Raw genomic sequence first — 26,916 nt, forward strand, 5'->3', positions numbered from 1 at the left:
CACGGCAACAATTTGTTGTATTGCGTCAATCGAAACCAGCATATCGGGGGATATTTGTAGTAAGAAATCGAGTATTAACCTTTAAAAATTATCATATGAACGACAATGGAAATACATTATTGGGCGTCTTGGCCGGAACAGCAATAGGAGCCGCATTAGGAATTCTTTTTGCTCCCGACAAAGGCTCGGCAACACGAAAAAGAATAGCGGAACAAGCGGAAGCTACCCGAGATTCCATCGCAGAATCCACCATGGATTTAAGGGATAAGGCAGCCACTACAGTGGCCTCCAAACGTGAGACCTTGGACCATCAATTGGAAAGCATCGTCTCAGACGTAAGCCATAAGACCGAGGATGTCATTACCACCTTGGAAAAAAAATTGGCCGACCTGAAATCAAAGAATAAGAAATTACAGAAAACATCGTAATGGGTATTATCGAAGCATTGGACAACACCAGTACTGCCGCCGTGGATAAAGGAGAGGCCTACTTAAAGACCACAAAAAAATACTACGAACTAAAAGTATTTCAACAACTGGCGCTTCTTTCGGTTACGGGATGCAAATTGGCCCTCTATTTTGGTCTTTGCATCTTGGGCCTCATCTTCTTAGCGATTGCAGGCGCTTCAGCGATCGGTGATTATTTCGATAATGCATCCATAGGATACCTTTTCGTTTCCGTATTGTTCTTTGGCCTTATCGGTATAATCTACTTGGTTAGGAATCGAATTGAAAAATTGATAATCCATAAACTATCAGAAAACTTTTTTGACTAATGGACAGAAGACCCTACAACTCCCTAAAGGAAATAAAATTGGAACTCCAAACTTTGAATCTTGAGCGAAAGATCCAGATGGAAGAGTTAAAGTTGACCAAGCATCAGATCAAAGAAGACCTGCGACCGATCAATTGGATTGCGACGCTCCTTAAAGGGGTTAAGAAATACGGTGCCCTAATACTCCTAAAAAAGATGTTGCGCTGATTATCGATTGCCTTTTACCCGAATACCCATGAATATAGGATGACGTCATCCTACTTTTAAAATCCAACATATTAAAATAAACATATACAACCCATGAATTTAAGAATAGGTGAAGCCTGGAATAAAATGATCGACCGTATTGAAGGTTGGGTAGACCAATTGATCATTAGTCTGCCGAATATCATTATCGCGATCATGGTATTCATTCTAGCCATTATCCTATCAAAATACATCAGTAAATTATCCCTTAAATTATTGGGCAAAAGCAAATTGCAACCGTCAATGCGGCAGGTAATCTCAAGGTTGGTTTCGGTATTCGTCATTTTGATGGGACTGTTTTTAATTTTGGGCATTCTGGATTTGAGCAAGACCTTGAACACCATCCTTACCGGTGCCGGGGTTGCCGGGTTAGCGGTTGGACTAGCGCTACAAGGTGCTTTGGCAAACACCTATTCCGGTATCGTCTTATCCTATATAAAACACTTGAAATTCGGGGATTGGATCCAAAGCAACAACTACTCAGGCGAAATTGTGGATATTGACCTCCGTTCGGTGACCATCAAGGAAATTGACAACAATCTGGTCTATATTCCCAATAAATTGGTATTGGAAAACCCGATTAAGAACTTTTCATCAACAGCACAGTCACGGGTAATCCTTGATTGTGGGGTAGCCTACTCCTCTGACCTCGAATTTGTCCGGAAATTGGTCATACAAACCATTGTGGAAAATTTCAAAGCGGTGGAAACAAGTAAAGAGGTCATTTTCCTCTATACGGCATTCGGTGACAGTTCCATCAACTTTCAAACCCGGTTCTGGATCAATTCCACATCCGGACTCGAAGTCCTAAAGGCCAAGACCAATGCCATTATCGCCATAAAAAAAGCCTTTGATGCCAACGACATCAATATACCTTTCCCGATACGAACATTGGATTTCCCCAAGTCGATCGAGATCGCCCGGAACTAGTCCGTTGAATTTCAACAATGCCATGACTATGGGGCTTTAACAGCAACATAACCATGGCCAAGATTACCCTATGGATGTTAAAAAGGAACCATCCTAAAAAATACCTTGATAATTTAAACAATAACAAAATGAGTACATACACAGAAACTATTGGAGAAAAATTAAATGACCTATTGGAAAAAACCTACGATGCCGAAAAAGGCTATAAAAAAGCTGCGGAAAATACAGAGCATCCTTTGCTTAAACCTTATTTCGAAAGAAGGAGTAAAGAACGTACCGACTTTAAGCAGGCCATAAAAACAGAAATCAAACAATTTGGCCAAAACCCCGAAACGGAAGGAAGCCTTACGGGAAAAGTACACCGCACCTGGATGGACACCAAAGCACTGTTCGCTGCCGACAAGGCAGAGGCCATGTTGGAAGAATCGATCCGAGGTGAGAAATCCGCCGTAGCGGAGTATAAGGAACTTTTGAATGATACGCAGTTACCCCCGAGCACTGCTATAATGCTCAAAGATCAAATGAATCGTATCGCTTATGACCTAAGTACGATAAAGACGCTTGAGAATCTATCGTAAGTCGTAATCCCATAGAAGAAAAAAGGATGCCTTAGGGCATCTTTTTTTGTTACAGTAAACCTGGAAAGTCATACGGATGGGGGTGATGCATCTTATCATTCCTTTCACGATTCCCTTTTTTTAGGATGACGATCAACATAGAAGTCCCTAATCAGGGCAAAAAAAAAGGGGGTAAAAACATAAAGCGTTAATAATCAAACCGATTGCGTCAACGGTTATTCCTGAATCTCATCATCTTTGTACCAAGGAAGTTGATAAGGCATCAACACCCTTTTAACCTTTAAATCACTTAATATGTTACGTTGGACAGTTACTTTTATCATATTGGCTATCATTGCCGCAGTATTCGGATTTGGTGGAATCGCAGCCGGCGCTGCCAGTATTGCCAAGATCTTATTTTTCGTTTTTATCATCTTGTTTATCATCTCATTGATTACAGGAAGAAAAAAAGTATAAACAGAACAACCTTTATATTGGTTCAAGGTTAATGATGTAACCAATAAGCGAACTTAATACCATTTATTATGAAGAAATTACCTATATATTTATTATTTGCATTTTTCACAGTTTCATTTGCTACCCTGACAAGTTGTAGGGAAGATAAATCGGCCAAAGAAAAAGTAGAGGAAGGCGTTGAGGATATTGGAGATGGCATTGAAGAAGGTGTTGAGGAAGTCGAGGATGAGATCGACGATGCCACAGACGATAATTAAAAAATCAGTAGTGACACGGTACAGCGGGTTATTCCATTATAGGAAATAACCCGCTTGTTTTATACAACAACCCTATATCCCCTTGGACTTCGAATTTTCATCAATGGATCACCCTCCCGTAATGTGTGATCCTTACCAACATCATCCAAGTAAAAATCCCATATTTGTCCTATCATCAAAAACAATCCACTATTTGAAGACCAAAAAAATGGCCTTTTGGATAATTTAGTATCTTGACGTTATGACGCTGAACATCAAATTTGATTATAATTTCATCTGTAAGGCTATTTTACAGGAACAATTGGACAACTTAGGCTTGGAATACACTTTACAGTCCCTAGGGGAAATAAAGTTCAAAAACAAACTTACCCATACCCAACGGGACCAACTGTGCCAAGCATTCGGTAAGTACGGTATTGAAATATTGGACAACCCCCAAAATGTTCTCGTGCAACGTATAAAAGATGCAATTACCGAGCTTGTAAATGACAGTGACAAAGCCAAAAAATACAATGTATCTACCTATTTATCAGACACATTGAACTATTCGTACCCCCATTTATCCTCCATTTTTTCGGAAGTGACCCATTCCTCCATAGAGAATTTCATCATCCTTAAAAAAATTGATGCCGTTAAGCATTTGATTATGGATAAAAATCTTACCTTGACCGAAATTGCGCACAGGTTAAATTACAGTAGTGTAGCCCATCTGTCCGCACAGTTCAAGAAAACAACCGGTTTAACACCTTCATCCTTTCAACGAATAATCAAAAAACGAAAAGAAAAAGGAATTACACCATAATCAATACAAGGGTATATGGCGTTGAGCATTATGAATATAGCGCTAGCTGACGATGATGCCGATGACAGGATGCTTTTCGAGGAGGCTATCGGCGAAATTGAAATAAAAACCAAACTATCACTTTTTTCCGATGGAAAACAGTTGATGGATTACCTTACCCAACCCCAAGCAATACTCCCCGAGATTATTTTTTTGGACCTGAACATGCCCATTAAGAATGGGATGCAATGTTTAAGGGAAATAAGGCAAAACGAATCCCTTTTGCACCTGTGTGTGGCGATTTACTCCACCTCGTCCTCGGAGCAGGACATTGAGGAGACTTTTGTAAATGGAGCCAACATTTATATTAACAAACCCAATAGTTTTGGAGCATTGAAGAAAGCCGTGGAAAAGGCATTGCGCTTAAATTGGCAGTACCATACCTCTGCTTTGAATAGGGATAATTTTCTACTTCGACTATAATTTTACATCTCAACACAAAATTTACTGCTATTTTTAACCCTAAAGATTAATTCTTTGACCCGATTGCTTTAAGACAATTTGAAATCTGGCAGAAGCACTTTACATTCCGTACTTTAGCCATACTAGCTTTGTATCTCTAAAAACACATCAAGATTTTGGGTAAATCATCGAAGGTATTTATCGTTCTCCTTATTGCGGCCGTAGCCATACTTATGTTTATCGGCAGCACTTCCTATCGTCAAATCAAAGCGTTGGGGGAATCTTCGGAAATGGTGGCCCATACCCTCCGTGTAGAGACCGAAATACATAGGTTATTCTCACAATACACTTGGTTGCAATCTGAGGTCTACGAAACGAACCTTCTTAAAACCGCAACCATACACAGGGATTTTGAGGCCCAAAAAGATAGTATAGCGGACACCTTTGACGGTTTGGTACAACTGACTGCAGACAATCGCAATCACCAACAAAATCTTCAGAAAGTACGGGTATTACAAGAAGAGCTGTATGGCATCCTTCCCCGCATTGTCGATACCCAGAACGATCCTTACGTAGAAAATACGGCTATTGAAACGCTTAACACAACAATGAAGGCTTTGCAAACCATTAAGTTCAACATGCTGAACGAAGTAGCATCGCTTTTAAAAAAGTACAAGGAGGCACATCATTCAAACGTATTCCTAACACCCTTGATGACGCTTTTGTTGGGCATCTTCGCCCTTTGTGTTTTTCTCATTGCGTTTTGGCGCTTAAACAATGAACGCAAAGAGACGAAAAGGACCCAAAAGTTTTTGGAAAGCATCTTGGAGACCTCTAAAAATGTCATTAGCTACTTTGAACCGGTACATGATGCTTCCGGTAAGATCATAGACTTCAATATGGCGTATCACCATAAGAACATTCACGATGTTCTGGAAAAATCGAAGCCGCCCAGGGAAGGTAGGTTACTATCGAAAGCCTTTCCCCAGCATTTTGAAAATGGTGTTTTTGAACATTTCGTGAAGTGCATTGAGGAAAATCAAAATCAAAATTTTGAAAAGCAGTACGATTTTGGCGAAAAGCGGTTTTGGTACGATACTACCACCACCAAATTGGACAAGGGTATATTGATTACCTCCCGCGACACGACTTCGGAACGCATTGCTTTGGACAGCCTATCCAAATCCAAGGAGCTCCTCGAAAAACGAAATCTGGAATTACTCGACAACCGTGCCTTTTTGGGCAATATCCTAAAGAGCATCTCCAATGTGGTCATTCACCTCAAATCCATTCGAAATGACGAAGGGACCATCGTTGATTTTGAACTTCTATTTGTCAATGATGCCATAAACAACATTACAGGGGATATTCCGGAAGAGGTAAAACATCAAAGGGCCTCTAAATTATATCCCAGCATTTTTACCAGCGGTGTTTTTGAAAAGTTGGTAAGTTGTATTGAGGAAAGGCAACAGGTGGATTATGAGACCCATTTTGAAAAAAATGGAAACAAGAGATGGTTCCAGGCCACGGCAATAAAATTGAATGATGGGGTTACCGTCACAACCCGGGATATTACCGAAGAAAAATTGAAATCTGAACGCCTACAGGTGTTGAATGATCAGTTATCGGTGCAGAACTCCATTTTCAAGGATGCTGAAGGGGTCGCCGATATTGGAAGTTATGTATGGTATCTCGACACGGGTGATGCTTCGATATCCGATAATTTTTACCGTATTCTTGGACACGAGCCCAATTCATTTGAAATCACTTTTGAAATGTATCGAAAATTCGTTCACCCCGATGACCTTGAACTTTATGATCGGTTGGGTGAAGAGACTACCGCCAAAGGGTCGTCCAATGTACATTCTTACAGAATTATAGCAAAGGATGGCCAGGTTAAGCATCTCTTCTTAAACGGAAGAACTACGGAAAGGATGGGTAGACCGGTTTCCCTTGGCGTCGTTCAGGATATTACAGAAAGTGTATTGGCCGATCAAGAGTTAAGGGTGAAGAATGAAGCCTTGGAACGTTCCAATGCCGAACTTAGATCTTTCAATCGTGTTGCGAGCCATGACCTTCAAGAACCCATGCGGAAAATACAATTATTCGTCTCAAGGATTTCCGAAGCAGAACAGGATCGTCTATCCGAAAAGGGGAAAGTATATTTCGAAAAAGTCAGTAGTGCCGCAAACCGCATGCAGACACTCATTAAATACTTATTGGCCTATTCGCGTTTAAACAAAAAGAAAGATGATTTCAGTAAGGTCTCGCTCCATGAAATTGTCACCAAGGTCTTGGATGATTTGGAAGAGCGTATCGCGGAAATGGGAGTAGAAATCACAGTGGACAAACTACCAAAGATAAATGCGATTCCCTTTCAAATAGATCAATTATTGGGCAATTTGGTTTCCAATGCCATTAAATACCGTAGTTTGACCGAACCTGCGAGAATAGTCATCGATTGTAAAAAATTACCACGGAATAAAGTACCTGGGGATTTTGACAAGAAAAAAGAGTATTACTACCGCCTATCGGTAATCGATAACGGTATCGGTTTTGATAATGCCCATGCCCAAAAGATCTTCGGACTTTTTGAACGCCTACACCAAAGGGATGAATACTCGGGTACCGGAATCGGTTTGGCCATTTGTAAAAAAATAGCGGAGAACCACGATGGCTATATCATTGCAGAGAGTGAAAAAGGCAAAGGATCGACTTTCTGTGTTTACCTACCTGTATAAGATACTGTTTCACTTCACGACAGTATCCTATTCTTAAATGACACCTTATAGGGTTTTAGCCGTTACGTATCGTCCCATCCTGACAATCATACACTGCACATCGATGCAATAAAGGGTAGAACTCGGCCATACGTCCCCAATTACATATAACCTTACCATCTTTCAATTCCCCAAAACAGTCCATTTTTCATGATTTTTAACTTTTTGTTTAGACTATTCCAATAATTATATAACAGAATACGAAAATTCTATAACAGCGCAGGGAGGGTTGATAACGAACTTTGCATCAAGCATATTGGAAGATCGATTACGAACCCTCTAAAAAACAACACCATGAAAATCATTGAACTCAACACAAATACCATCGAGGATATCTTTAAGCAGTTACAGACCGATTTAGGGGGCACACTTGAAAGTTTACCTAAAGAGTATAGTTTGGTCCTTGATAATGAATTGGCCCAAGGTGAAATTACAGGAATCGTGGTGAACGATACGATTTCATTCCTGGAATACGATGTCATCTTTAACCATGATACCGTAATACTAAACCATACCCCAGTGACCAATCCTATTTACTTTCTCTATTGTGCCGAGGGAAAAATGAACCATAGCTTTGGTTTGAAAGGTATACAAAGGACCCTTAAACAATTTCAAACTGGAATCTTTGCTTGCGATCCAAGTCGGGATACCGCGATGTTCTTCGAAAAAGAACAACGTACACGGTTTTCATATATTTCCGTGGACACCCATGCCAAAGGAATGGTCAAGAACAACATCAACCTACTCCAAACCCAATTATTGGAAACCTTTATGCCCAAAGCGGGTAAGGAGATCTTTGCTTATATAGGCTCTTATAACCTAAAGGTTGCCGAAAAGATGGAAGAACTACAGGCCATTAAACAAAAGGGTATTGTACGAAGACTTCTGGTAAAGGGTATAGTTCACCTCATGTTGGCCTTGGAAGTACAACAACACAAAGAGGATATTCTAAGTTTGAAGAACAACCGTGGGTCTTTAAGTCAAAATGAGATGGAAACCATAAAGGAATTATCGGACTTTATCCAAAACTATCCCGAACGGAAATTCAGTTTAAAGGGATTGGCAAAAAAAGCGGGTACCTCCCCAGCTAAATTACAAGAAGGTTTTAAACTACTCCATAACCGTACCGTATCTGATTATATCAGGCATGTACGTATTGAAACCGCTGAAAATCTAATCCGTACAACCGATATGAACATTTCCGAAATTGTTTATACCATAGGTTTGACCAGTAGGAGTTATTTCTCAAAGATTTTTAAGGAGAAGTACAATTGCAGCCCTAAATACTATCAAGACCATCAGGATGGGATTACCCTATCGGCTTAAAACCATCAATACGCAACAATACCAAATCCGCCTTTTAGGCGGATTTTTTTATACCCCAAACCAAGGTATACCCCTAAAATAGTTGATATTGAAAAATGGACCACAGTCCATGAAAACACCATTCTTATGCAAGGACCAATCCATGGTGATGCCGCGTTCAAATGAAATCCTTTGAGGTCCCGTGTCGGATACCTTATGCCATAAAACAGCAACAGCAAGGAAAATCCCTTGCTGTTGCTGTACTACTTAGTGATGTTCTTAGACTATGAGAATGTTTTTAATGAGGAGCGCAGCATCCAAGCCATTTGTTCGTGCATTTGCATTATTGCCGTAATAAAATCGGCAGTACCCTCATCATTATGTGCTTCTGCATTTTCACCGATACTCTCCCTTATAAACTGGATCATCGTATTGTGGTCTTCCAATAAAACCTCCATAAAACTAGCACTATCATTTGTTCCAGGCCCATTTTCCTTTAGTCCTGACAGTTCCAAAAATTGTTGCATACTCCCAGGGGCATAAAAGCCCAACATTCGAATACGTTCAGCAACCTCATCAATCGTTTTTTCCAATTTGCCATATTCCTCTTCAAAAAAGACATGTTTACTGTGAAAATCCAATCCCTCAACATTCCAGTGGGCGTTTCTGTACTTTGTATACATAATGAACTCATCTGAAAGTAGCTGTTTGAGCATCTTAACGACGGCTTTCCTATTATCTTTTTTTATGCCAATGGCGGTTTCTGTACTTTCCATATATTTTGTTTTTTTAAGTTTATACCCAAATATAAGGGCACCTACCTGATTCGCTTGACGCTAAAAATCAAATAATTGCCCCTAACAAAACCCATCCCCGCCCAGATGGATCCATGGCCGGTCGATGAATACCATAAGGGATTCCATAATTTGAATAGGGGCCACAACCACGCTGTTCGATTGCGTTAAAATTCGAATGTATTGGGATACCGAAGATTTACTGGGCACAATACATTTGTACTATAAGTATATGACAATGATCCTCTTGGGGAAGAGGTTCAAACAAGTTAAAAGGGACGCGTGGGGCGTCCCTTTTTGATTCTACCCAACATTTACAATGCTACCCCATAGGGATAGAACAACCTAAATAAAAAGGTCTACCCCAGCCCCCTGAGGTTATTGGTATGATTGTCAAGATCCCAATGGAAAAGTCAAATCACATAAGCTTCCCGATCTCGGGATTACTTACCCCGTTAATCAATCGAAGTCTTGTATTCAATACTATTTTAAAAACCAGGAGCAGCCTAAAAACAGAAAATATAAAACATGTAAAAAAATTGATTTTATGACGAAACTTCAATAAAATATCTTTGACTTATCTTTAACCTAAAAGTGGTAAATAAGTAAAAAAATGAAATTGATTTTTGTCCTTCTTCTTACTTTACTAACAACACCCTTACGGTTATGTGGACAAAATCTATTGCCACCAATTCACAATTATAAAATCTTTGAATATCAGGCCGACAGTAAGAATTGGGGGTTATCGACCAATAGTGCGGGCGAATTATTTGTGGCAAACAATAGTGGCCTACTCCATTTCAATGGTGAAAAATGGCAACTCTACAAACTCCCCAACAATACAACGATCCGTTCAGTGGCCGAGATTAACGGAAAGATCTTTACAGGTTCGTATGAGGAGTTTGGTTATTGGGTTAAGAACAAATATGGTGTTTTAGAATACACCTCATTAACCCATTTAATCAAAAACCATGTGTTTACGAGTGAGGAATTCTGGCAAATTTTACCCTATGGTGATGCTGTTCTATTTAGATCGTTCAATGGAATTTATGTTTTTAAAGATGATAAAATCGAGGTTATTGACCCTTCTTTCGTAGTAACCTTCATTACCGTATATAAAGATAGGGTTTTGGTCGCCGGAGGGCATAACAGGCTTTACGAACTCATTAATGATGACCTGGAACCCTTGGAAGAACACGAGCTTTTTTCGAACAAGATCATTATCGCCATGGCTGAAATTGAAGAAGGCCTTCTTATTGGTACAAAACGCAACGGTTGTTTTATAGTAAGTGATGAAAAGATAATGCCCTTTGAAACAGGTATTAATTCACAATTAAAGCAATTTCAACTCAACCAAATTTTACCGCTTACAGAAAACATAATCGCTTTTGGCACTATAAAGAATGGTATTTACCTCTATAATAAGGATAAAAAAAGCAGCCAGAAGGTAAACCGTCAAGTGGGGTTGCAAAACAATACGGTGCTATCGATGACAACCTATAAAGACCAATTATGGGTAGGATTGGATAATGGCATTGATAGGATTCAACTAAACTATCCTTTAACGTTCTATACGGATTATATGGGTGCCGTTGGCACCGTTTATGATCTGGCAGTTTATAAGGATGTTCTTTATATGGCCAGTAATACGGGTATCTATTATTTTAAGGATGATGTTTTACAATTTGTAGAAGGTTCGCAGGGACATGTTTGGGATTTGAATGTTACCCATGGGGACCTTTTCTGTGGCCACAACACGGGTACGTTTAGGGTAAACGAAAGTAGTTTTGAGAAAATCTCGAATATTTCCGGTGGGTACCAGATTGTCAAGGTACCCGAATCCAATTCCTCTTTTATCCAGGGTACCTATATTGGATTGGCCAAATATGAAAAGGATGGTCCCGATAATTGGATAGTTACACCAATTGCCGGAATAAACAAACCTGCTAAATATCTTTGTTTCGAAGATTCCCATACGCTCTGGGTCGCTCACCCCTATAAAGGACTATACCGGATAACCCTGAATGATACGTATGACGAAGTCATTGAGAAGGTTGAATTCACTGCTGATGACATACCAACCAACTACAACGTCAAGGTCTACAATATTAGAAATCAGATAGCCCTTGATATTGAAGGGGTTTGGCACAGGTATGACCCTATTTTAAAAAAAATCGAACTGTTTGAAGAGTTTCAAGGGTATAACCATAAAAATCTGGTATATCACGACGATGGATCTTTTTGGTTTATTGATAATGAAGGCCCCAAAAAGGTTCTCTTCTCCGATTTAAAAGAGGTCAATTATATATTGGATGATATGTTGTTGCAGAAACGATTGACCCCTGAGGCGGAAAATGTAATCAAGTTAAATGATTCCATATACTGTTTTACATTAAACGATGGTTTTGGGAAGCTCAACATATCCGAATTCCGTAATAAGTTTGAAAACTATGAATTACAAAAACCCCAACTTGTCTCTTTTGAAGATAAAGGGGGCATATATCCCCTGGATAGTGAAAAGTTAAAAATACCAAATAACCTTTCACAGGATATAAGAATAAACTTTGCCTCACCGGCCTTACGGGATGCCAAGTATTATTATAACCTAAAAGGACCTTTGGCACAAACCGCTTATATTGATCATGGGGATATCCATTTTCAAAATCTTCCTTTTGGCACGTATGCGTTGAACCTTTTCAGCGTAGGTATCGATAATGAACGCTCAGAGGCCAATACCATACAATTTGAAATAGCGCCTCCATGGTATTTATCCAAAGTAAGCATCGCTCTTTATTTTCTGGCTATAATAGGAATCATATTCCTAAGAAGAAGGTATAACAGGTCAAAAATGGAAAAAAGGCATTTAGCGTTAAAAACCAAGTTTCTTAAGGACCAAGAGGAGAGAATGGCCAAAATGGAAAAAGAAAAATTAGAAAAAGAAATCAAGAAAAAACAGAAAGAGCTGGCCCGGATTACAATGAACATGGCGGAAAAGAACAAGGTGATTCTTGAATTAAAAGAAATGTTACTGGTAAACAGGAGCCAGTTCCCGAATCAAAAGCGTTATGGTGCATTCATAAAAAAATTGGACAATTCGATCAAGGACGATGACGATTGGAAACATTTTGAAGTCAACTTCAAGGAACTCCATGAAGACTTTTTTGAAAACCTCTTAAAGATGTATCCCAAACTAACGCCAAAAGACCTTAAGCTATGTGCTTATTTAAAAATGAACCTTACATCAAAAGAGATTGCACCACTTATGGCAATTTCGAATAGAGGTGTTGAAATACATCGATATCGCCTTAGGAAAAAGTTAGGAATCGACAGTTCCCAGAACCTTTCCAACTTCTTAATCAAGTTTAATTGACTTTATTTATGGGATTTTCAGTAATGGCCCATATTACCCACTACATCATTACTACATCAATATGTTAAAAATTAATATGGAATTAACACATCCACTACTGCAAACATCCTTATTATAGGGCATCTGGGGGAATAAATAAATGATGTATTTTTTATGTACCCTGTTAAGTTCCTTGACCACTACCTAATTAGTAATTTGGTAAAAACTTAAACTAATAATTAAACATTATTCAAAATGAGAAATACATTATTAGCAATACTGCTTTTTTTGTTTCAAATAGCAATTTACGCACAGGATGGTGTTATGGTACAGGGTACAGTTACCGATTCCGCGGGGCAACCCTTGCCTGGTGCCAGTGTTGTGGTTCAGGGAACTACTACAGGAACACAAACTGATTTTGATGGTAATTTCACCCTGGACAACGTTCCATCCGATGGCATTCTATCCATCAGTTATCTAGGATTTGTCACCCAAGAGATAGGGGTTGATGGCAGTAGTACAATTTCAATCGCTTTGTCAGAGGATGCCCAAGCATTGGATGAAGTGGTCGTAGTGGGGTATGGAACCCAGAAAAAATCGGACCTGACCAGTTCTATAGTATCTGTTGACACAGAGAGTATGGAGAAAGTTCCAACTGGACAATTGATGCAAGCGGTCCAAGGTAAAGCTGCGGGTGTTCAGATAAGTAGCCAAGGTTCCCCAGGGGAATCCCCGGAAATCATTATTAGGGGTGTAAACTCCGTTTATGGGGATTCCAATCCATTATTTGTCGTAGATGGGGTGTTCTTTGACAGTATTGATTTCTTGAACGCTAGTGAGATAGAGAGTTTGTCCATTTTAAAAGACGCCTCTGCAGCGGCCATTTATGGTGTTGAGGCATCAAATGGGGTCATCTTGATCACCACGAAGGGGGGCAAGTTCAATAGAAACGCAAGTATTTCCTATACAGGTTATACAGGGGTTCAAACCGCGCAGAATGTACTTCAAATGGCGAACTCGGAACAGTTTGTGAATTTTGCATTGGAATCGGGGTCCGACTCCGAGATTGCCAGTGTAAACAGTGCTATGCAGCGATTCGGACGTAGTAGGATCAACCCTAATGTACCCAACGTCAATACAGATTGGTATGATGAGGTTTTAAGAAAGGCAATGACCCAGAACCATGATATCTCGATTAACGGGGGCTCAGAGAACATTGCTTATTCCGTTGGGGGTAATTTCTTTTACCAAGATGGTATCCTTGATATGAACAATAGCTATGAACGTTTTAATCTAAGGACTAAATTGGACATTAAGGCCAATGATTGGCTCAAAGTTGGTGGTAGTATCGTTTATAGCAATGCCACTAAATATGATGATGAGGCCTCGGCATGGCAGCTCGCCTATTTTGCCGTACCCATTTTACCGGTTTATGATTATTTATATACCGAGGCTGATCCCCTTCCCTACTCCGACGCCAAGGAAATTGGATATAGGGGTAGTCAAAACCCTTTCCCTCTTATGGACAATTCCGATCTTAATAGTAAGATTCGTAGGACCGTAGCGAATTTCTATGCCGATTTTCAGCTTATCCCCGAGCAATTGAACTTTAAGACCAGTTTATCCTATAATCATGCGGGTACCACAGGCCGATCAGTAAAACTACCTTATTATGTCACCGATGATTACCAAAGAAGTGTTGATGAATCTTCCATAACCAGAAGCCAAGTGACCAATGAGTCCTATGTGTTGGATAATGTTTTAACGTATCAAAATACATTCGACGACCATGATCTTACTTTAATGGGCGGTATGTCTTATAGGGACAACTATAATAGTTATTTCGGCACAACCGGTTATTTTGACCCTAGTGGGGCATTTGTTAGGGATAAGGAACAGACTTGGTATATTGAGAATACCTCTACGGATAGCCAAACATCCTATGATGGTGGTAGCCAATCGTATTGGTTCTCGTATTTTGGAAGAGCGGCGTATAAATATAAAAATAAGTATTTGGCCTATGCCACATATAGGGCTGAGGGAACCAATAAATATGATGAAACCTATGTATACCTACCCGCTTTCGGTTTGGGTTGGGTCCTTTCTGAGGAATCTTTTATGAAGGATGTCAGTTTTATCGATTACTTCAAGTTACGGGGTGGCTGGGGACGCTTGGCCAATGGTTCCGTACCTGCCTCTGATGGAGGCGTCGGATCTAGCACTGTACAGACTGTTTTCAATGATCAATACTACACAGGAACACAGTTTGAGACAATCTCCGATAATATTAGTTGGGAATTTACAGAAGAGACCAATATTGGTATTTCTGCCAAGTTTTTGGATAGTCGTTTGTCTTTGGAAGCGGATTACTTCATCAAGGATACCAAGGACATGGTCATTCCCTTGTCTCCCCTTGTCGGGACCGAGGTCAGTTACCAAAACGTGGGTAGCGTTAGGAACAAAGGTATAGAATTGGCTATCGGTTATAATGGGAAGATCGGGAAGGACTTTGGCTATTCCATCAATGCGAATTTCAGCAAGCTTGAAAATGAAGTCACCGATTTGTATACACAGCCCTATATAGAAAGAGGTTCTGCGGAATTCAGGCAAATGATCATCAAAGGGCAACCTATAGATGTTTTTTACGGATATGATATTGAAGGGGTCTACCAGACCCAAGCGGAAATCGATGCCGATCCGGTTGCACAATCGGCCATTGCGGGTGGCACCAATATTTCCCCAGGCTACTTTAAGTATAAGGATGTTGACGGCAGCGGCGAATTGGATGCCGACGATAGGGTTTATCTTGGTGCCCCGGTCCCTGATTATTTTTATGGGGGGAGCATCAATTTAAATTATAAAAATTGGGATTTCTCCACTTCGTTCTACGGACAAGGCGGCAATGTAATCTTAAACAGGAACAGGGCGGAAGTAATATGGACCACCGGAAGAAATGTCGATGCGGAATTGGCTAAAAATCGTTGGACGGGTGAAGGATCTACCAATGCGTTCCCTTCCTCTGAGGGCTATAGACAATCTTGGAACCAGAAACTTTCCAACTTCTTTTTACAGGAGGGTGATTTCTTTAGGATCCAGAATATACAATTAGCGTATACCCTCAAAAACGATAAATTACCTGAAATCCGTTTTTCACTAACGGCAGATAGACCATTCCTATGGACTAAGGGTTACAATGGATTCAATCCGGAAGTCGGCTTCGATGGTATAGACAGTCAGACCTACCCAATACCTTCTACGTATTCTTTTGGAATGAGCATAAAAATATAATCATATAAAAATATCAGACAAATGAAATCAACGATTTATATACAATGTTTACTTCTGGTTTGTGGTTTGTACTTAACCAGCTGTGACAATAAGTTAGACGAGGACGCAGAACTTAGGTCGTATCAAAATGATATTGATTACGCTAGCGAAGCAGGTGCTTATGGGGCTCTTGTGGGTGCTTACGAGACATTCCAAAATGTAGGCTGGGAACAAATCCCATTAATAGCCGTAAGGGGAGACGATGTCAACGCAGGTGGACTTGGTGACCAGCAGGGTTTCGCGGACACCGATAATTACACCTATGACAATAATTTTTGGATGTACAATTCCCTATGGGAGAACTGGTTCCAGGATATTACACAAATAACATCCCAGATTGAGCAGTTGGAACTTTATAGGGATGGGGGCGTAAACAGTAGTTTAATAGATCAATACATTGCCGAGGCCAAGACCTTAAGGGGATTTATAACCCTCGAATTGTCAAGGGTATTTGGTGATGTTTATAGGATTGAAAGTACCGATCAAAGCGAGATTACGGTAGAAACCAAAGATGATTTGATGCAATGGATATCCGATCAAATGGATGAGGCAATACCTAATTTAGTAAATCTTCATCCCAATCAAAGAACGGATATCCCAGGAGGTATCACAAAATATACGGCATTGACCATTAAGGCCATGGCCAATCTGGAACTGGGAAATTATCAGGCCGTTGCCGATGCTACAGGTGAAGTCATAAGTTCCCAAAAATTCGAACTGTATGATGATTATTATCAATTGTTCAAGATTCCGGGAAAACTGTGCAATGAGAACATCCTAGAGATCCAATACTCTGACTTTGGTCAATCTTCAGGTGATAATGTAGCCCACTTGTTCGCTTTTTACGGTCCTCAAAACTGGACCGCCGCCGTGCCGGAAGCCACTAGTGGTTGGGGATTTTTTGAACCCAGCACCAAATACATCAAGTTTATGTTGGATCGTGGCGAAACCATACGATTGGAAACCAGTGTTTTGTTTACCGATCGCGGTATAGCGGATATTCAAACAGACGCTAATTATGCCACTTTGCCCGATTTCGTGACCAATACCACACGTGATGGGGATATTATAAACGACTACTCAAGGGCCATGTTCACCAGTGGTAAACATTATTTACCCTCGATACAATTAACCGAAGGTAGAACGGATTACGGCACCAATAAAAACTATACGGTCATCCGTTATGCAGAAGTTCTTTTAATGTATGCGGAAGCATTGACACGCGGAGCTTCCGGAACGGCCGGTTCAGCGGATGATGCCCTGAATATGATCAGGACCCGTGCAAATATGGGAACCTTAAGTGGAGTTACCAGTGACGATGTCATGGACGAGAAATTTGCAGAATTGGCAATGGAATGGGGAATCAGGTATTACGACATGATACGATTGGGTGAAACATCGGAATTAAGCTATGATGGCAGGACCTTTACCATGGACAAGGCCTACTTGCCTTATCCCTTGGAACAATTGGATATAAGTCCAATTCTAGACGAATATAATAACCAAAATAACTAAACGATATCATGAGAAATAGTATAAAATCCTTATTGTTTGTTTTAGGGCTCTTGGTAGTCTCCTGTGAAGATGGTATCGATCCATTAACGTATGTAGATCCAGGGGAAGATGTTACAGCTCCTCAAATCACTATAAATTCCCCTACCGATGGTATGAACATCAAGGTTTTTGAAGAGGTAACCACCTTGGATGTTAGTATAGAGGTTACGGATGATATTGAAATCAAGGACATCTCTGTTACCTTGGATAATAGTGAAATTGCTTCTTTCAACAATTTTTTGGACTATAGAAGGGCTATTGAGGAATTCACCTATGACAACTTAGAGAATGGAGATCACACCCTTACCGTAACGGCGAGTGACCTCGATGGTAAGACGTCAACGTCATCGGTTGTTTTTTCCAAGGAACCTCCTTATACCCCTTTGTTCGATGGGGAGTCTTTTTACATGGCCTTTGATGGCGATTATAGAGATCAAATAGGGTTCAAATTGGCCACGGAGACAGGTACCCCAGGATTCGAGAATCCTGGATATGAAGGAATCGGTGCTTATTTAGGGGCAACGGATTCTTATTTGTCATTCCCTGCGGAAGGTTTGTTGTCCAATGCGTTTAGTGCATCATTTTGGTATAAAGTCGATGCGGATCCTGATCGGGCAGGTATATTGGTCGTTGGTGACGATGCCGATGATCGCCTTCAAGGATTTAGAGTGTTCCGGGAAGCTAGTGGTGATGACCAAAGAATTAAAATGAATGTAGGTACCGGTGTTGGGGAAAGCTGGAATGACGGTGGTCTAATCAATCCATCTTCAACGGAATGGGTCCATATTACCGTTACCATTTCCAATACCAAGAACACCATATACTTTAATGGTGTCGAGGTAAATTCTTCCGATATGTCAGCTCCTATAGATTGGACGGGTTGCGAAGAGTTCACTATTGGTTCCGGTGGCCCTACGTTTGATTATTGGGGACATCTTTCGGACAATAGTGCTATCGATGAACTTAGGTTCTTCAATAAAGAACTATCCGTTGAGGAAGTGGTGAACATTTATGGAGGGGAATTAGAAGAGGAATACCATGGTTCAACGTTGTATATCCCTTTTGACGGTTCCAATACCGATTTGGTCAATAATACCGTACCAACAATTGTGGGGGCTCCCGGTTTTGCCGGTGAGGGTAAAGTCGGAACCAATGCCTATGCCGGCGCAACGGATTCTTATTTGACGCTACCGATAACCGGATTATTCGGCAATGGATTCAGTGGCGCATTTTGGTATAAGGTAAGTGCAGATGCCGATAGGGCAGGAATTTTAACGGTCGCTCCCCCGATGATCGGTACGGACAACGATCTTTCTGCCGGCTTTAGGTTGTTCAGGGAAGGTAGTACTGATGAACAGCGTATAAAACTACATGTTGGGGCTGTTGAGGATAATGTTTGGAACGATGGCGATGTGATTGATGTTACTGCAGGGGAATGGGTGCATATTGCGTTCACCGTATCCGACACCGAGACCCAAATCTATTTCAACGGTACCGCTGTGGCCAACTCCGGGGACATGACCGGTAAGACCATGAATTGGGAAAACTGTTCCATTCTGTCCATAGGTTCCGGAGCACCCAATTTTATAGGTTGGAACCACCTATCGGATACCAGTTATATCGATGAGCTTTATTTGTTCGATAGGGTTTTGACTTCCGATGAAATTCAGGACCTGATGGAATAAGAAGTCCTATTTATGAGTTTAAATTGAATTGTTTGAGTTAGTTAGTTTAATATTTTATGAGATTTATCTTCATTACAATGGTCGTTACAAGTTTGTTAGTTGGTTGTAATGGCCATTCTTCTAAAACGAAAATGGCGGCATCGGAATCGAAGGCCGATACCCCATACGTGTCCAATAACGAACAGTTGATGGATACGGTACAAAAACAGACCTTTGAATATTTTTGGGAAGGGGCCGAACCAATTTCCGGCCTTGCCCGTGAACGTATTCATTTAGATAACATTTACCCTACCCATGATAAGGATATTATCACCATTGGGGGTTCGGGATTTGGACTTATGGCCATTCTGGTCGGTGTTGAACGTGGATTTATAACCCGAGAACAAGCTTTGGAGCGCTATGAAAAGGCAATTGACTTTTTGGCAAAGGCCGATCGTTTTCATGGGGCCTGGCCCCATTGGTTGATGCCTACTGGAAAAGTAGCTCCTTTTAGTGCCAAGGACGATGGTGGGGACCTTGTGGAAACGGCATTTTTGATTCAAGGAATGTTGACCGTCAAGGAATATTTTAAAGATGGCAATCAGAGGGAAAAAGAGCTTGCGGACAAAATTCAAAAGCTTTGGGAAGAAGTGGAATGGAATTGGTATACCCAAGGAGGGCAAAACGTCCTGTATTGGCATTGGTCACCCACCCATGGTTGGGATATGAACTTCCCGGTCGGGGGGTATAACGAGGCCCTTATCATGTACATATTGGCAGCGGCATCCCCCACTCATCCCATTAAGAAGGAAGTGTACGAACAAGGATGGGCAAGAAACGGGGCGATCAAAAAGGACACCGTCTTTTATGGTTTGCCTACCATCCTCGATCATTACGAGCACGATGCCTCGCCCGTCGGACCCATGTTCTGGGCCCATTATTCGTACCTTGGTCTTGATCCTAACGGACTCACCGATCAATATGCGGATTACGAAAAATTGAATACAAACCACGCACTTATACAGTATAAATATGCTGTGGACAATCCTAATGGCTATAAAGGATATGGCGAAAATTGTTGGGGACTGACCTCCAGTTATTCCATAGACGGTTATGCGGGCCATAGACCCGACAGGGATTTAGGGGTAATTTCCCCCACCGCAGCACTTTCATCCATGCCCTATACTCCCAAGGAAAGTTTGCAATTCCTAAAATATATGTATAGGGATCAAGATTCCTTGATTGGCAAATACGGACCTTTTGATGCCTTTAGCCTTGAAAAGGAATGGTATGTACCCCGATATTTAGCCATAGATCAAGGGCCCATTCCTGTGATGATAGAAAATTACAGAACAGGGATGTTATGGAAGTTGTTCATGAAAAACAAGGATGTTCAAAAAGGATTGCAAAAGTTAGGATTCAACTCCCCATATTTCAATTAATATGATAAAGACCAAGGTTTATATATTTATACTATGCTTTATATTGTGGTCTTGTACCGGTGGGGATGATTATACCTACGTTCCTACGGAATTACCTGATGAATCGGAGGAAACGGTTGAGGAACCAGAAATTACGGATGAGGAATTGTTGGACCTGACCCAAAGGGAGACCTTCAAATATTTTTGGGATTTTGCCGAGGCCAATTCTGGTTGTGCCAGGGAACGTTACCACCCCGACGATACTTCCAATAGTGCCAATGTGGTGACCACAGGAGGAACCGGTTTTGGGTTGATGTCCCTTCTAGTAGGCATCGAAAGAGGATTTATTTCGAGGGAGGATGGTGTTGAACGATTTGATAAAATACTGACCTTTTTGGAATCGGCAGATCGATTTCATGGGGCTTGGCCCCATTGGATCAATGGTTCCTCTGGCGAAGTAATTCCTTTCAGTACGGAAGACGACGGGGGCGATTTGGTCGAAACCGCTTTTTTGGCCCAGGGACTTATCTGTGTTAAGGAGTATTTTAAAGAAGGCTCGGATACCGAAAAAGCATTGGCAGAAAAGGCCGATACGCTTTGGAAAGGAGTAGAATGGGACTGGTATACGCAAGAAGGGAATGCACTCTACTGGCATTGGAGCCCAAACTACGGGTTTAACATAAATCTAAAGCTCTCAGGGTATAACGAGGTGTTGATCGCTTATATCATGGCGGCGGCCTCCCCGGACTACGGTATAGACAAAGAGGTATATACTGCAGGTTGGGCTGGCAACGGTAGTATTTTGTCCTCGAATACGGCTTACGGCTATCCGCTTTTGGTAAAACATAATGGAGCCGAAAACTATGGCGGACCTTTGTTCTGGGCCCATTATTCATACCTTGGTCTTGATCCAAAAGGGCTTTCCGATGATTATGTGAATTATTGGGACGTCAATGTAAACCACTCAAAAATCAATTTTGATTATTGCGTCGAGAATCCAAACAACTTTGAAGGATATGGCGAGGATTGTTGGGGACTAACGGCCAGCTATTCCAGAAATTCGGATGGTAGTATGGGCTATGCCGCCCATAAACCGGAAAATGACCTTGGGATTGTCTCCCCTACAGCGGCCATTAGCTCAATGCCCTATACTCCGGATGAATCTTTGGCGGCCTTGCGCTATTTTTATAAGAACAAGGATAAACTGTTGGGAGTAGCAGGATTCTATGATGCCTTTAGCCCAGAATATGACTTTTGGGTGGCAGAAGCCTATTTGGCCATTGACCAAGGACCACAGATTATTATGATTGAAAACTATAGGACCGGATTGCTTTGGAATTTGTTTATGCAAAATACGGATGTACAATCAGGTTTGGATACACTTAATTTTAGTTATTGATGATGTCACGTAAGAATTTATTTTGTTGCTTTCTTTTCTTGGGAATAGGATTTATGGTCCATGCCCAAAATACCTCCCTTTTTAAAGAAGAAAAATTAATCGGAAACGGGGATACACTCTTATATCGTGTCCTGTACCCCAAAAATTTTGATGAAAACACGTCTTATCCTTTGGTGTTTTTTTTACATGGGGCCGGGGAAAGGGGAAGTGATAATTCTAAACAGCTGACCCATGGAAGCACATTATTTACCAATGAAAAAAACCGATCCTTTTTTCCTGCCATCGTAGTCATGCCCCAATGTCCACAAGATGATTATTGGGCCCAGGTTAAAGTAGATCGAAGCAATTATCCTATCCAACTTGATTTTCAATTTGAAAAAGGACCGACAAAAGCCATGGGCTTGGTCATTTCCTTATTGGAAGATTTTCAGCAAAAGCGTTACGTTAACAAGCATCAGGTTTATTTGATGGGCTTGTCTATGGGCGGTATGGGCACCTATGAACTTTTGGCCAGAAAACCCCATACTTTTGCCGCCGCCATACCAATTTGTGGGGCTGGAGATCCCGAACAGGTAAAAAACTATGCCGTAAAAACACCGATATGGGCTTTCCACGGGGCTAAAGATAATGTTGTGGCTCCATTGCATTCTTTTGAAATGGTAACGGCATTGCTTAAACAAGGGGCCTTTCCAAGATTCACGGTATATGATTTCGCAAACCACAATAGTTGGGACCCTGCTTTTTCAGAACCTGATTTGTTGCCATGGCTCTTTTCACACCAACTTAAAGAATAAAACACCGGAACTTAGATCAAATCTTTTCATTGGAAGCGGAAACCTTCCATGAAATTGGCTTTTGGATAAACTGAAAAATCATAATAAAAGAATAATTCAAATGAACAATCGGAAGACCTTACATTATTTACCCCTCTTACTTTTTTGTTTTGTATTCACCATAACCCAAGCGCAAGAGACCAATCCGTTTATCGAAGGACTCCTAAATAAAATGACCTTGGATGAAAAAATAGGTCAGCTGAATTTACCAGGGGCCGGTGATGTGATAACCGGACAAGCAAAGAGCTCCGATATCGCGAATAAAATTGCAGCAGGTAAGGTTGGTGGTTTACTTAGCCTTACCACAGTGGAGAAAATAAGGGAAGTTCAAAAAATCGCTGTGGAAAAAAGTCGTTTAAAAATCCCGTTATTATTTGGTTTGGATGTTATCCATGGTTATAAAACCACATTCCCAATACCATTAGGGTTGTCAACTTCCTGGGATATACCCTTGATAGAAAAAACCGCAAGAATGGCAGCCCAAGAAGCTAGTGCGGATGGTATTAATTGGACCTTTTCACCCATGGTCGATATTTCTCGGGATCCACGATGGGGTAGGGTTTCTGAAGGCTCCGGTGAAGACCCCTATTTGGGAAGTGAGATCGCAAAGGCCATGGTTCGTGGATACCAAGGGGATGATTTAACGAAGAACAACACCATTATGTCCTGTGTCAAGCACTTCGCATTGTACGGAGCTCCCGAGGCAGGAAGGGACTATAACACGGTAGATATGAGTAGAATACGGATGTATAATGAATATCTCCCCCCATATAAAGCGGCCATCGACGCCGGAGTGGGCACCGTTATGGCTTCCTTTAACGAGATAGATGGGATTCCCGCAACCGGTAATAAATGGTTGCTGACCGATTTATTACGAAAACAATGGGGTTTTAAAGGTTTTGTGGTCAGTGATTATACCGGAGTCAATGAAATGATAGCACACGGTATGGGAGATCTGCAGACCACTTCCGCATTGGCATTGAATGCCGGTTTGGATATGGACATGGTGGGAGAAGGGTTTTTAACTACCCTTTCCAAGTCCTTGGCAGAAGGCAAAATAAAGATCGAACAGATTGATAATGCCGTCCGTAGGATCTTAAAGGCCAAATATGATCTGGGCCTATTCGATGATCCTTATAAATATTGTGATGTAAATAGGGCAAAGAAAGAAATCTTCACAAAGGAAAATCGATATTTCGCCAGGGAAGTCGCTACCCAATCCATGGTATTGTTAAAAAACGAAAACCAATTGCTGCCCTTAAAAAGAACCGGTACCATTGCCCTCATCGGGCCTTTGGCCAATACCAGTGAGAACATGGCGGGCACATGGAGCGTATCTACCGAACAAAGTAAATCGATCGCCCTTTTGGAGGGAATAAGGGAAGTTGCCGGCAAGAAGGTGAAAATACACTATGCAAAGGGAAGTAACTTAACCTATGATGCCGAATTGGAAAAAAGGGCGACAATGTTCGGCAAAGGGCTAAACAGGGATGAACGGTCCGATGCTGAATTATTGAACGAGGCATTGGAAATAGCATCTAAGGCAGATGTGATTGTCGCTGCCCTTGGTGAGTCATCCGAATTCAGTGGGGAAAGCAGTAGTAGGACCAATCTTGAAATCCCCGATGCTCAAAAAGACCTGTTAAAGGCCCTTTTGAAAACGGGCAAACCCGTTGTATTGGTATTGTTTACCGGTAGGCCTTTGGTTTTAAAGGAAGAAAGTAAGACAGTACCGGCCATCCTAAATGTTTGGTTCCCTGGAAGTGAAGCCGGCTTGGCCGTCTCGGATGTGCTTTTTGGCGATGTTAATCCATCAGGGAAATTGACCGCTACATTTCCACAAAATGTTGGACAGATACCGATTTTTTACAATCATAAAAATACCGGACGCCCCTTGCAAAACAAGGATGGTAAATTTGTGAAATTCACATCCAGTTATATCGATGAAAGCAATGAACCGGTATATCCCTTTGGGTATGGCTTGAGTTATACCACCTTTAATTATGATAACCTGCAGTTAAGCTCGGATAAAATGTCTGGAAATGACACCATCAAGGTAACCGTTGACGTAACCAATACCGGTGATTTTGAAGGTAAGGAAGTAGTACAGTTGTACGTTCGGGATCTTGTTGGGTCGGTAACCAGACCGGTCAAGGAACTGAAAGGGTTTCAAAAAGTAGCACTGAAAAAGGGTGAAACCAAATCATTGACTTTTTCCCTTACCCAAGAAGACCTTAAATTTTATAATTACGATTTGGACTTTGTTGCCGAATTCGGGGAATTCGAAGTTTTTGTGGGTGGAAGTTCCGATACAACCCAAAAAGCCACCTTTACCCTTGAATAAAAGATCCTCTCATGTACAAAAGAATAGTATTATTGGCTTTCATTGCATGTATTGTCTTTTCCTGTAAAGAAACAGGGGAAGATCCGGAAGTGACCGCAAAAAAAAGACCCAATATCATCTTTATAATGTCCGACGACCATGCCTCCCAGGCCATTAGTGCCTATGGTCACCCTATAAGTCAAATAGCCCCTACACCAAACATTGACCGTTTGGCGGCAAATGGGGCTTTGTTCAACCATAATTTTGTCACCAATTCAATCTGTGGGCCCAGCAGGGCCGTAATCCTAACAGGAAAACATAGTCATATCAATGGTTTTCGACAAAATGGGGACCATTTTGACGGGAATCAGCCCACCCTACCCAAACTATTGAAAAAAGCAGGTTACCAAACCGCTATTGTTGGTAAATGGCATTTACATGGTTACCCTCAAGGCTTTGATCATTGGAAGATCATAGTTGACCAAGGCAATTATTATAATCCCGATTTTATTGAAAATGGGGATACCACACGAATTGAAGGATATGCCACGGATATTATTACCCACGATGCGTTGGATTGGTTGCAACATAAAAGAAATGATTCAACTCCTTTCTTTTTAATGGTACACCATAAAGCCCCACATAGGAACTGGATGCCGGCTTTACGCCATACCAACATGTATGATTCCGTTCAATTTCCTTTACCCAAGTCCTATTTTCCGACATTCAAGAACCAACAGGCCGCCCAAGAACAATTGCAAACCATTTATAAAGACATGTACGAAGGACATGATCTTAAAATGACGAAGGCATATGGTAGTACCGAATTGGCCCACAACCCTTGGACCACCGATTTTGATAGAATGACCTCGGAACAACGTAAGCAATGGGATGCCGCCTATTTGCCAAAAAACAATGCTTTTCATAAAGCTAATTTATCCGGTAAAGAACTGGCCGAATGGAAAGGACAACGTTATGTACAGGATTACATGGCTACCATTGCGGCGGTTGACGAAGGTGTAGGCCGTATTTTAGACTATTTGGAAGAAAGTGGTTTGGATGAAAACACCTTGGTGGTTTATACTTCAGATCAAGGTTTTTATCTCGGGGAGAACGGTTGGTTCGATAAACGTTTTATGTACGAAGAGTCCTTTGGCTCCCCTTTGTTGATGCAGTTACCCGGAACCATTGCTCCAGGAATGAAAATAAATGCCCTGGTACAAAATCTCGATTTTGCCCAAACATTCCTCGATTTTGCCCATTTGAATGATCTTGGGAAGGATATGCAAGGGCAATCCTTCAAGGGACTATTGGATGGCAGCTTGGATGAAAAGGATTTTCGGGATATTGTGTATTATCACTATTACGACTATCCCGCCTTTCACATGGTCAAAAAACATTATGGTATTCGTACGAAAAGATATAAACTAATTCATTTCTATGATGATATAGACATTTGGGAATTCTATGACTTGGAAAAAGACCCCCATGAGCTTCACAACGCCTATACCGATCAGGAATACGGGAGCGTTGTAGCGAACATGCACAGAAAATTGGATTCGATACAAAAGGTCTATAAAATAACGGAAAAAGAATATCAAAAAGCCCCAAAAGAAAAGATTGATAAGGCCTATAAACAGTTTAAAAGGCTAAGAGGTCCTACACCTAAACAATAAATAGGTA

The 26,916-nt window shown here is 41.1% G+C and carries 21 protein-coding genes; 20 read left to right on the forward strand and 1 reads right to left on the reverse strand.

Annotation, left to right across the window (positions count from 1 at the left end; all coding sequences use genetic code 11):
• The first annotated feature begins 95 nt into the window (after positions 1 to 95).
• The 11 genes from LX92_RS04815 (at position 96) to LX92_RS04865 (ending at position 8,590) form a co-directional block, all read left to right on the forward strand.
• On the forward strand, positions 96 to 428 hold the full coding sequence (locus tag LX92_RS04815; protein WP_109649166.1) for a YtxH domain-containing protein: 333 nt from the start codon (positions 96 to 98) through the stop codon (positions 426 to 428).
• On the forward strand, positions 428 to 775 hold the full coding sequence (locus LX92_RS04820) for a hypothetical protein (RefSeq protein ID WP_109649167.1): 348 nt from the start codon (positions 428 to 430) through the stop codon (positions 773 to 775). Before LX92_RS04815 ends, LX92_RS04820 begins: the two co-directional genes overlap by 1 nt.
• Entirely contained in the window at positions 775 to 981 is a 207-nt protein-coding gene (locus tag LX92_RS04825; RefSeq protein WP_109649168.1) for a DUF6327 family protein, read from the forward strand. The genes LX92_RS04820 and LX92_RS04825 overlap by 1 nt, the downstream gene beginning before the upstream one ends.
• Before the next feature lie 93 nt (positions 982 to 1,074).
• Positions 1,075 to 1,950 (forward strand): mechanosensitive ion channel family protein, encoded by an 876-nt coding sequence (locus LX92_RS04830; RefSeq protein WP_109649169.1) that lies wholly within the window; start codon positions 1,075 to 1,077, stop codon positions 1,948 to 1,950.
• A gap of 128 nt (positions 1,951 to 2,078) precedes the next feature.
• Entirely contained in the window at positions 2,079 to 2,528 is a 450-nt protein-coding gene (locus LX92_RS04835; RefSeq protein WP_109649639.1) for a ferritin-like domain-containing protein, read from the forward strand.
• Between the two features lie 294 nt (positions 2,529 to 2,822).
• A complete protein-coding gene (locus LX92_RS04840) occupies positions 2,823 to 2,984 on the forward strand; it encodes a DUF1328 family protein (protein WP_109649170.1) in 162 nt (53 codons plus the stop codon).
• 68 nt (positions 2,985 to 3,052) lie between these two features.
• A complete protein-coding gene (locus LX92_RS04845; protein WP_109649171.1) occupies positions 3,053 to 3,241 on the forward strand; it encodes a hypothetical protein in 189 nt (62 codons plus the stop codon).
• A 241-nt stretch (positions 3,242 to 3,482) separates the two neighbouring features.
• A complete protein-coding gene (locus LX92_RS04850) occupies positions 3,483 to 4,043 on the forward strand; it encodes a helix-turn-helix domain-containing protein (RefSeq protein WP_109649172.1) in 561 nt (186 codons plus the stop codon).
• 15 nt (positions 4,044 to 4,058) lie between these two features.
• The gene (locus LX92_RS04855) at positions 4,059 to 4,505 is read left to right on the forward strand and encodes a response regulator (protein ID WP_109649173.1); all 447 of its coding nucleotides are present in this window, start codon (positions 4,059 to 4,061) and stop codon (positions 4,503 to 4,505) included.
• A 155-nt stretch (positions 4,506 to 4,660) separates the two neighbouring features.
• Entirely contained in the window at positions 4,661 to 7,225 is a 2,565-nt protein-coding gene (locus LX92_RS04860) for an ATP-binding protein (protein WP_109649174.1), read from the forward strand.
• Between the two features lie 333 nt (positions 7,226 to 7,558).
• Positions 7,559 to 8,590 carry a helix-turn-helix transcriptional regulator gene (locus tag LX92_RS04865; protein WP_109649175.1) on the forward strand — a complete coding sequence of 344 codons (1,032 nt, stop codon included), beginning with the start codon at positions 7,559 to 7,561 and terminating at the stop codon, positions 8,588 to 8,590.
• A 263-nt stretch (positions 8,591 to 8,853) separates the two neighbouring features.
• Here LX92_RS04865 and LX92_RS04870 read toward each other — a convergent pair whose 3' ends face one another.
• A complete protein-coding gene (locus LX92_RS04870) occupies positions 8,854 to 9,345 on the reverse strand; it encodes a Dps family protein (RefSeq protein ID WP_109649176.1) in 492 nt (163 codons plus the stop codon).
• 631 nt (positions 9,346 to 9,976) lie between these two features.
• Here LX92_RS04870 and LX92_RS04875 point away from each other — a divergent pair.
• The 9 genes from LX92_RS04875 to LX92_RS04915 all read left to right on the forward strand — a co-directional run bounded on the left by LX92_RS04875 (position 9,977) and on the right by LX92_RS04915 (position 26,909).
• A complete protein-coding gene (locus LX92_RS04875) occupies positions 9,977 to 12,733 on the forward strand; it encodes a helix-turn-helix and ligand-binding sensor domain-containing protein (protein ID WP_109649177.1) in 2,757 nt (918 codons plus the stop codon).
• 234 nt (positions 12,734 to 12,967) lie between these two features.
• Positions 12,968 to 16,000, forward strand: a complete 3,033-nt coding sequence (locus tag LX92_RS04880; RefSeq protein WP_109649178.1) for a SusC/RagA family TonB-linked outer membrane protein — start codon at positions 12,968 to 12,970, stop codon at positions 15,998 to 16,000.
• 21 nt (positions 16,001 to 16,021) lie between these two features.
• Positions 16,022 to 17,554 (forward strand): RagB/SusD family nutrient uptake outer membrane protein, encoded by a 1,533-nt coding sequence (locus tag LX92_RS04885; RefSeq protein ID WP_109649179.1) that lies wholly within the window; start codon positions 16,022 to 16,024, stop codon positions 17,552 to 17,554.
• Between the two features lie 8 nt (positions 17,555 to 17,562).
• Positions 17,563 to 19,278, forward strand: a complete 1,716-nt coding sequence (locus LX92_RS04890; RefSeq protein WP_109649180.1) for a LamG-like jellyroll fold domain-containing protein — start codon at positions 17,563 to 17,565, stop codon at positions 19,276 to 19,278.
• A 56-nt stretch (positions 19,279 to 19,334) separates the two neighbouring features.
• Positions 19,335 to 20,699, forward strand: coding sequence for a glucoamylase family protein (locus tag LX92_RS04895; protein WP_109649181.1), 1,365 nt, complete (start codon positions 19,335 to 19,337; stop codon positions 20,697 to 20,699).
• A 1-nt stretch (position 20,700) separates the two neighbouring features.
• Positions 20,701 to 22,077, forward strand: a complete 1,377-nt coding sequence (locus tag LX92_RS04900) for a glucoamylase family protein (RefSeq protein ID WP_109649182.1) — start codon at positions 20,701 to 20,703, stop codon at positions 22,075 to 22,077.
• A gap of 2 nt (positions 22,078 to 22,079) precedes the next feature.
• Positions 22,080 to 22,871, forward strand: coding sequence for a carboxylesterase family protein (locus LX92_RS04905; RefSeq protein WP_109649183.1), 792 nt, complete (start codon positions 22,080 to 22,082; stop codon positions 22,869 to 22,871).
• Between the two features lie 100 nt (positions 22,872 to 22,971).
• The gene (bglX, locus tag LX92_RS04910; protein ID WP_109649640.1) at positions 22,972 to 25,254 is read left to right on the forward strand and encodes a beta-glucosidase BglX; all 2,283 of its coding nucleotides are present in this window, start codon (positions 22,972 to 22,974) and stop codon (positions 25,252 to 25,254) included.
• Positions 25,255 to 25,265: 11 nt separating this feature from the next.
• A complete protein-coding gene (locus tag LX92_RS04915; RefSeq protein ID WP_109649184.1) occupies positions 25,266 to 26,909 on the forward strand; it encodes a sulfatase family protein in 1,644 nt (547 codons plus the stop codon).
• The last annotated feature ends 7 nt before the right edge of the window (positions 26,910 to 26,916 follow it).

Origin of the sequence: Maribacter polysiphoniae, assembly GCF_003148665.1 — a bacterium.
Classification (GTDB): Bacteria; Bacteroidota; Bacteroidia; order Flavobacteriales; family Flavobacteriaceae; genus Maribacter_A; species Maribacter_A polysiphoniae.

What these genes read in the sequence shown, in the direction of transcription:
- LX92_RS04840 (WP_109649170.1), top strand. Translation starts at nt 2,823, where the DNA reads ATGTTACGTTGGACAGTTACTTTTATCATATTGGCTATCATTGCCGCA.
- LX92_RS04895 (WP_109649181.1), top strand. Translation starts at nt 19,335, where the DNA reads ATGAGATTTATCTTCATTACAATGGTCGTTACAAGTTTGTTAGTTGGT.
- LX92_RS04885 (WP_109649179.1), top strand. Translation starts at nt 16,022, where the DNA reads ATGAAATCAACGATTTATATACAATGTTTACTTCTGGTTTGTGGTTTG.
- LX92_RS04855 (WP_109649173.1), top strand. Translation starts at nt 4,059, where the DNA reads ATGGCGTTGAGCATTATGAATATAGCGCTAGCTGACGATGATGCCGAT.
- LX92_RS04890 (WP_109649180.1), top strand. Translation starts at nt 17,563, where the DNA reads ATGAGAAATAGTATAAAATCCTTATTGTTTGTTTTAGGGCTCTTGGTA.
- LX92_RS04905 (WP_109649183.1), top strand. Translation starts at nt 22,080, where the DNA reads ATGTCACGTAAGAATTTATTTTGTTGCTTTCTTTTCTTGGGAATAGGA.
- LX92_RS04875 (WP_109649177.1), top strand. Translation starts at nt 9,977, where the DNA reads ATGAAATTGATTTTTGTCCTTCTTCTTACTTTACTAACAACACCCTTA.
- LX92_RS04915 (WP_109649184.1), top strand. Translation starts at nt 25,266, where the DNA reads ATGTACAAAAGAATAGTATTATTGGCTTTCATTGCATGTATTGTCTTT.
- bglX (WP_109649640.1), top strand. Translation starts at nt 22,972, where the DNA reads ATGAACAATCGGAAGACCTTACATTATTTACCCCTCTTACTTTTTTGT.
- LX92_RS04850 (WP_109649172.1), top strand. Translation starts at nt 3,483, where the DNA reads ATGACGCTGAACATCAAATTTGATTATAATTTCATCTGTAAGGCTATT.
- LX92_RS04830 (WP_109649169.1), top strand. Translation starts at nt 1,075, where the DNA reads ATGAATTTAAGAATAGGTGAAGCCTGGAATAAAATGATCGACCGTATT.
- LX92_RS04820 (WP_109649167.1), top strand. Translation starts at nt 428, where the DNA reads ATGGGTATTATCGAAGCATTGGACAACACCAGTACTGCCGCCGTGGAT.
- LX92_RS04870 (WP_109649176.1), bottom strand. Translation starts at nt 9,345, where the DNA reads ATGGAAAGTACAGAAACCGCCATTGGCATAAAAAAAGATAATAGGAAA.
- LX92_RS04845 (WP_109649171.1), top strand. Translation starts at nt 3,053, where the DNA reads ATGAAGAAATTACCTATATATTTATTATTTGCATTTTTCACAGTTTCA.
- LX92_RS04865 (WP_109649175.1), top strand. Translation starts at nt 7,559, where the DNA reads ATGAAAATCATTGAACTCAACACAAATACCATCGAGGATATCTTTAAG.
- LX92_RS04835 (WP_109649639.1), top strand. Translation starts at nt 2,079, where the DNA reads ATGAGTACATACACAGAAACTATTGGAGAAAAATTAAATGACCTATTG.
- LX92_RS04880 (WP_109649178.1), top strand. Translation starts at nt 12,968, where the DNA reads ATGAGAAATACATTATTAGCAATACTGCTTTTTTTGTTTCAAATAGCA.
- LX92_RS04825 (WP_109649168.1), top strand. Translation starts at nt 775, where the DNA reads ATGGACAGAAGACCCTACAACTCCCTAAAGGAAATAAAATTGGAACTC.
- LX92_RS04815 (WP_109649166.1), top strand. Translation starts at nt 96, where the DNA reads ATGAACGACAATGGAAATACATTATTGGGCGTCTTGGCCGGAACAGCA.
- LX92_RS04900 (WP_109649182.1), top strand. Translation starts at nt 20,701, where the DNA reads ATGATAAAGACCAAGGTTTATATATTTATACTATGCTTTATATTGTGG.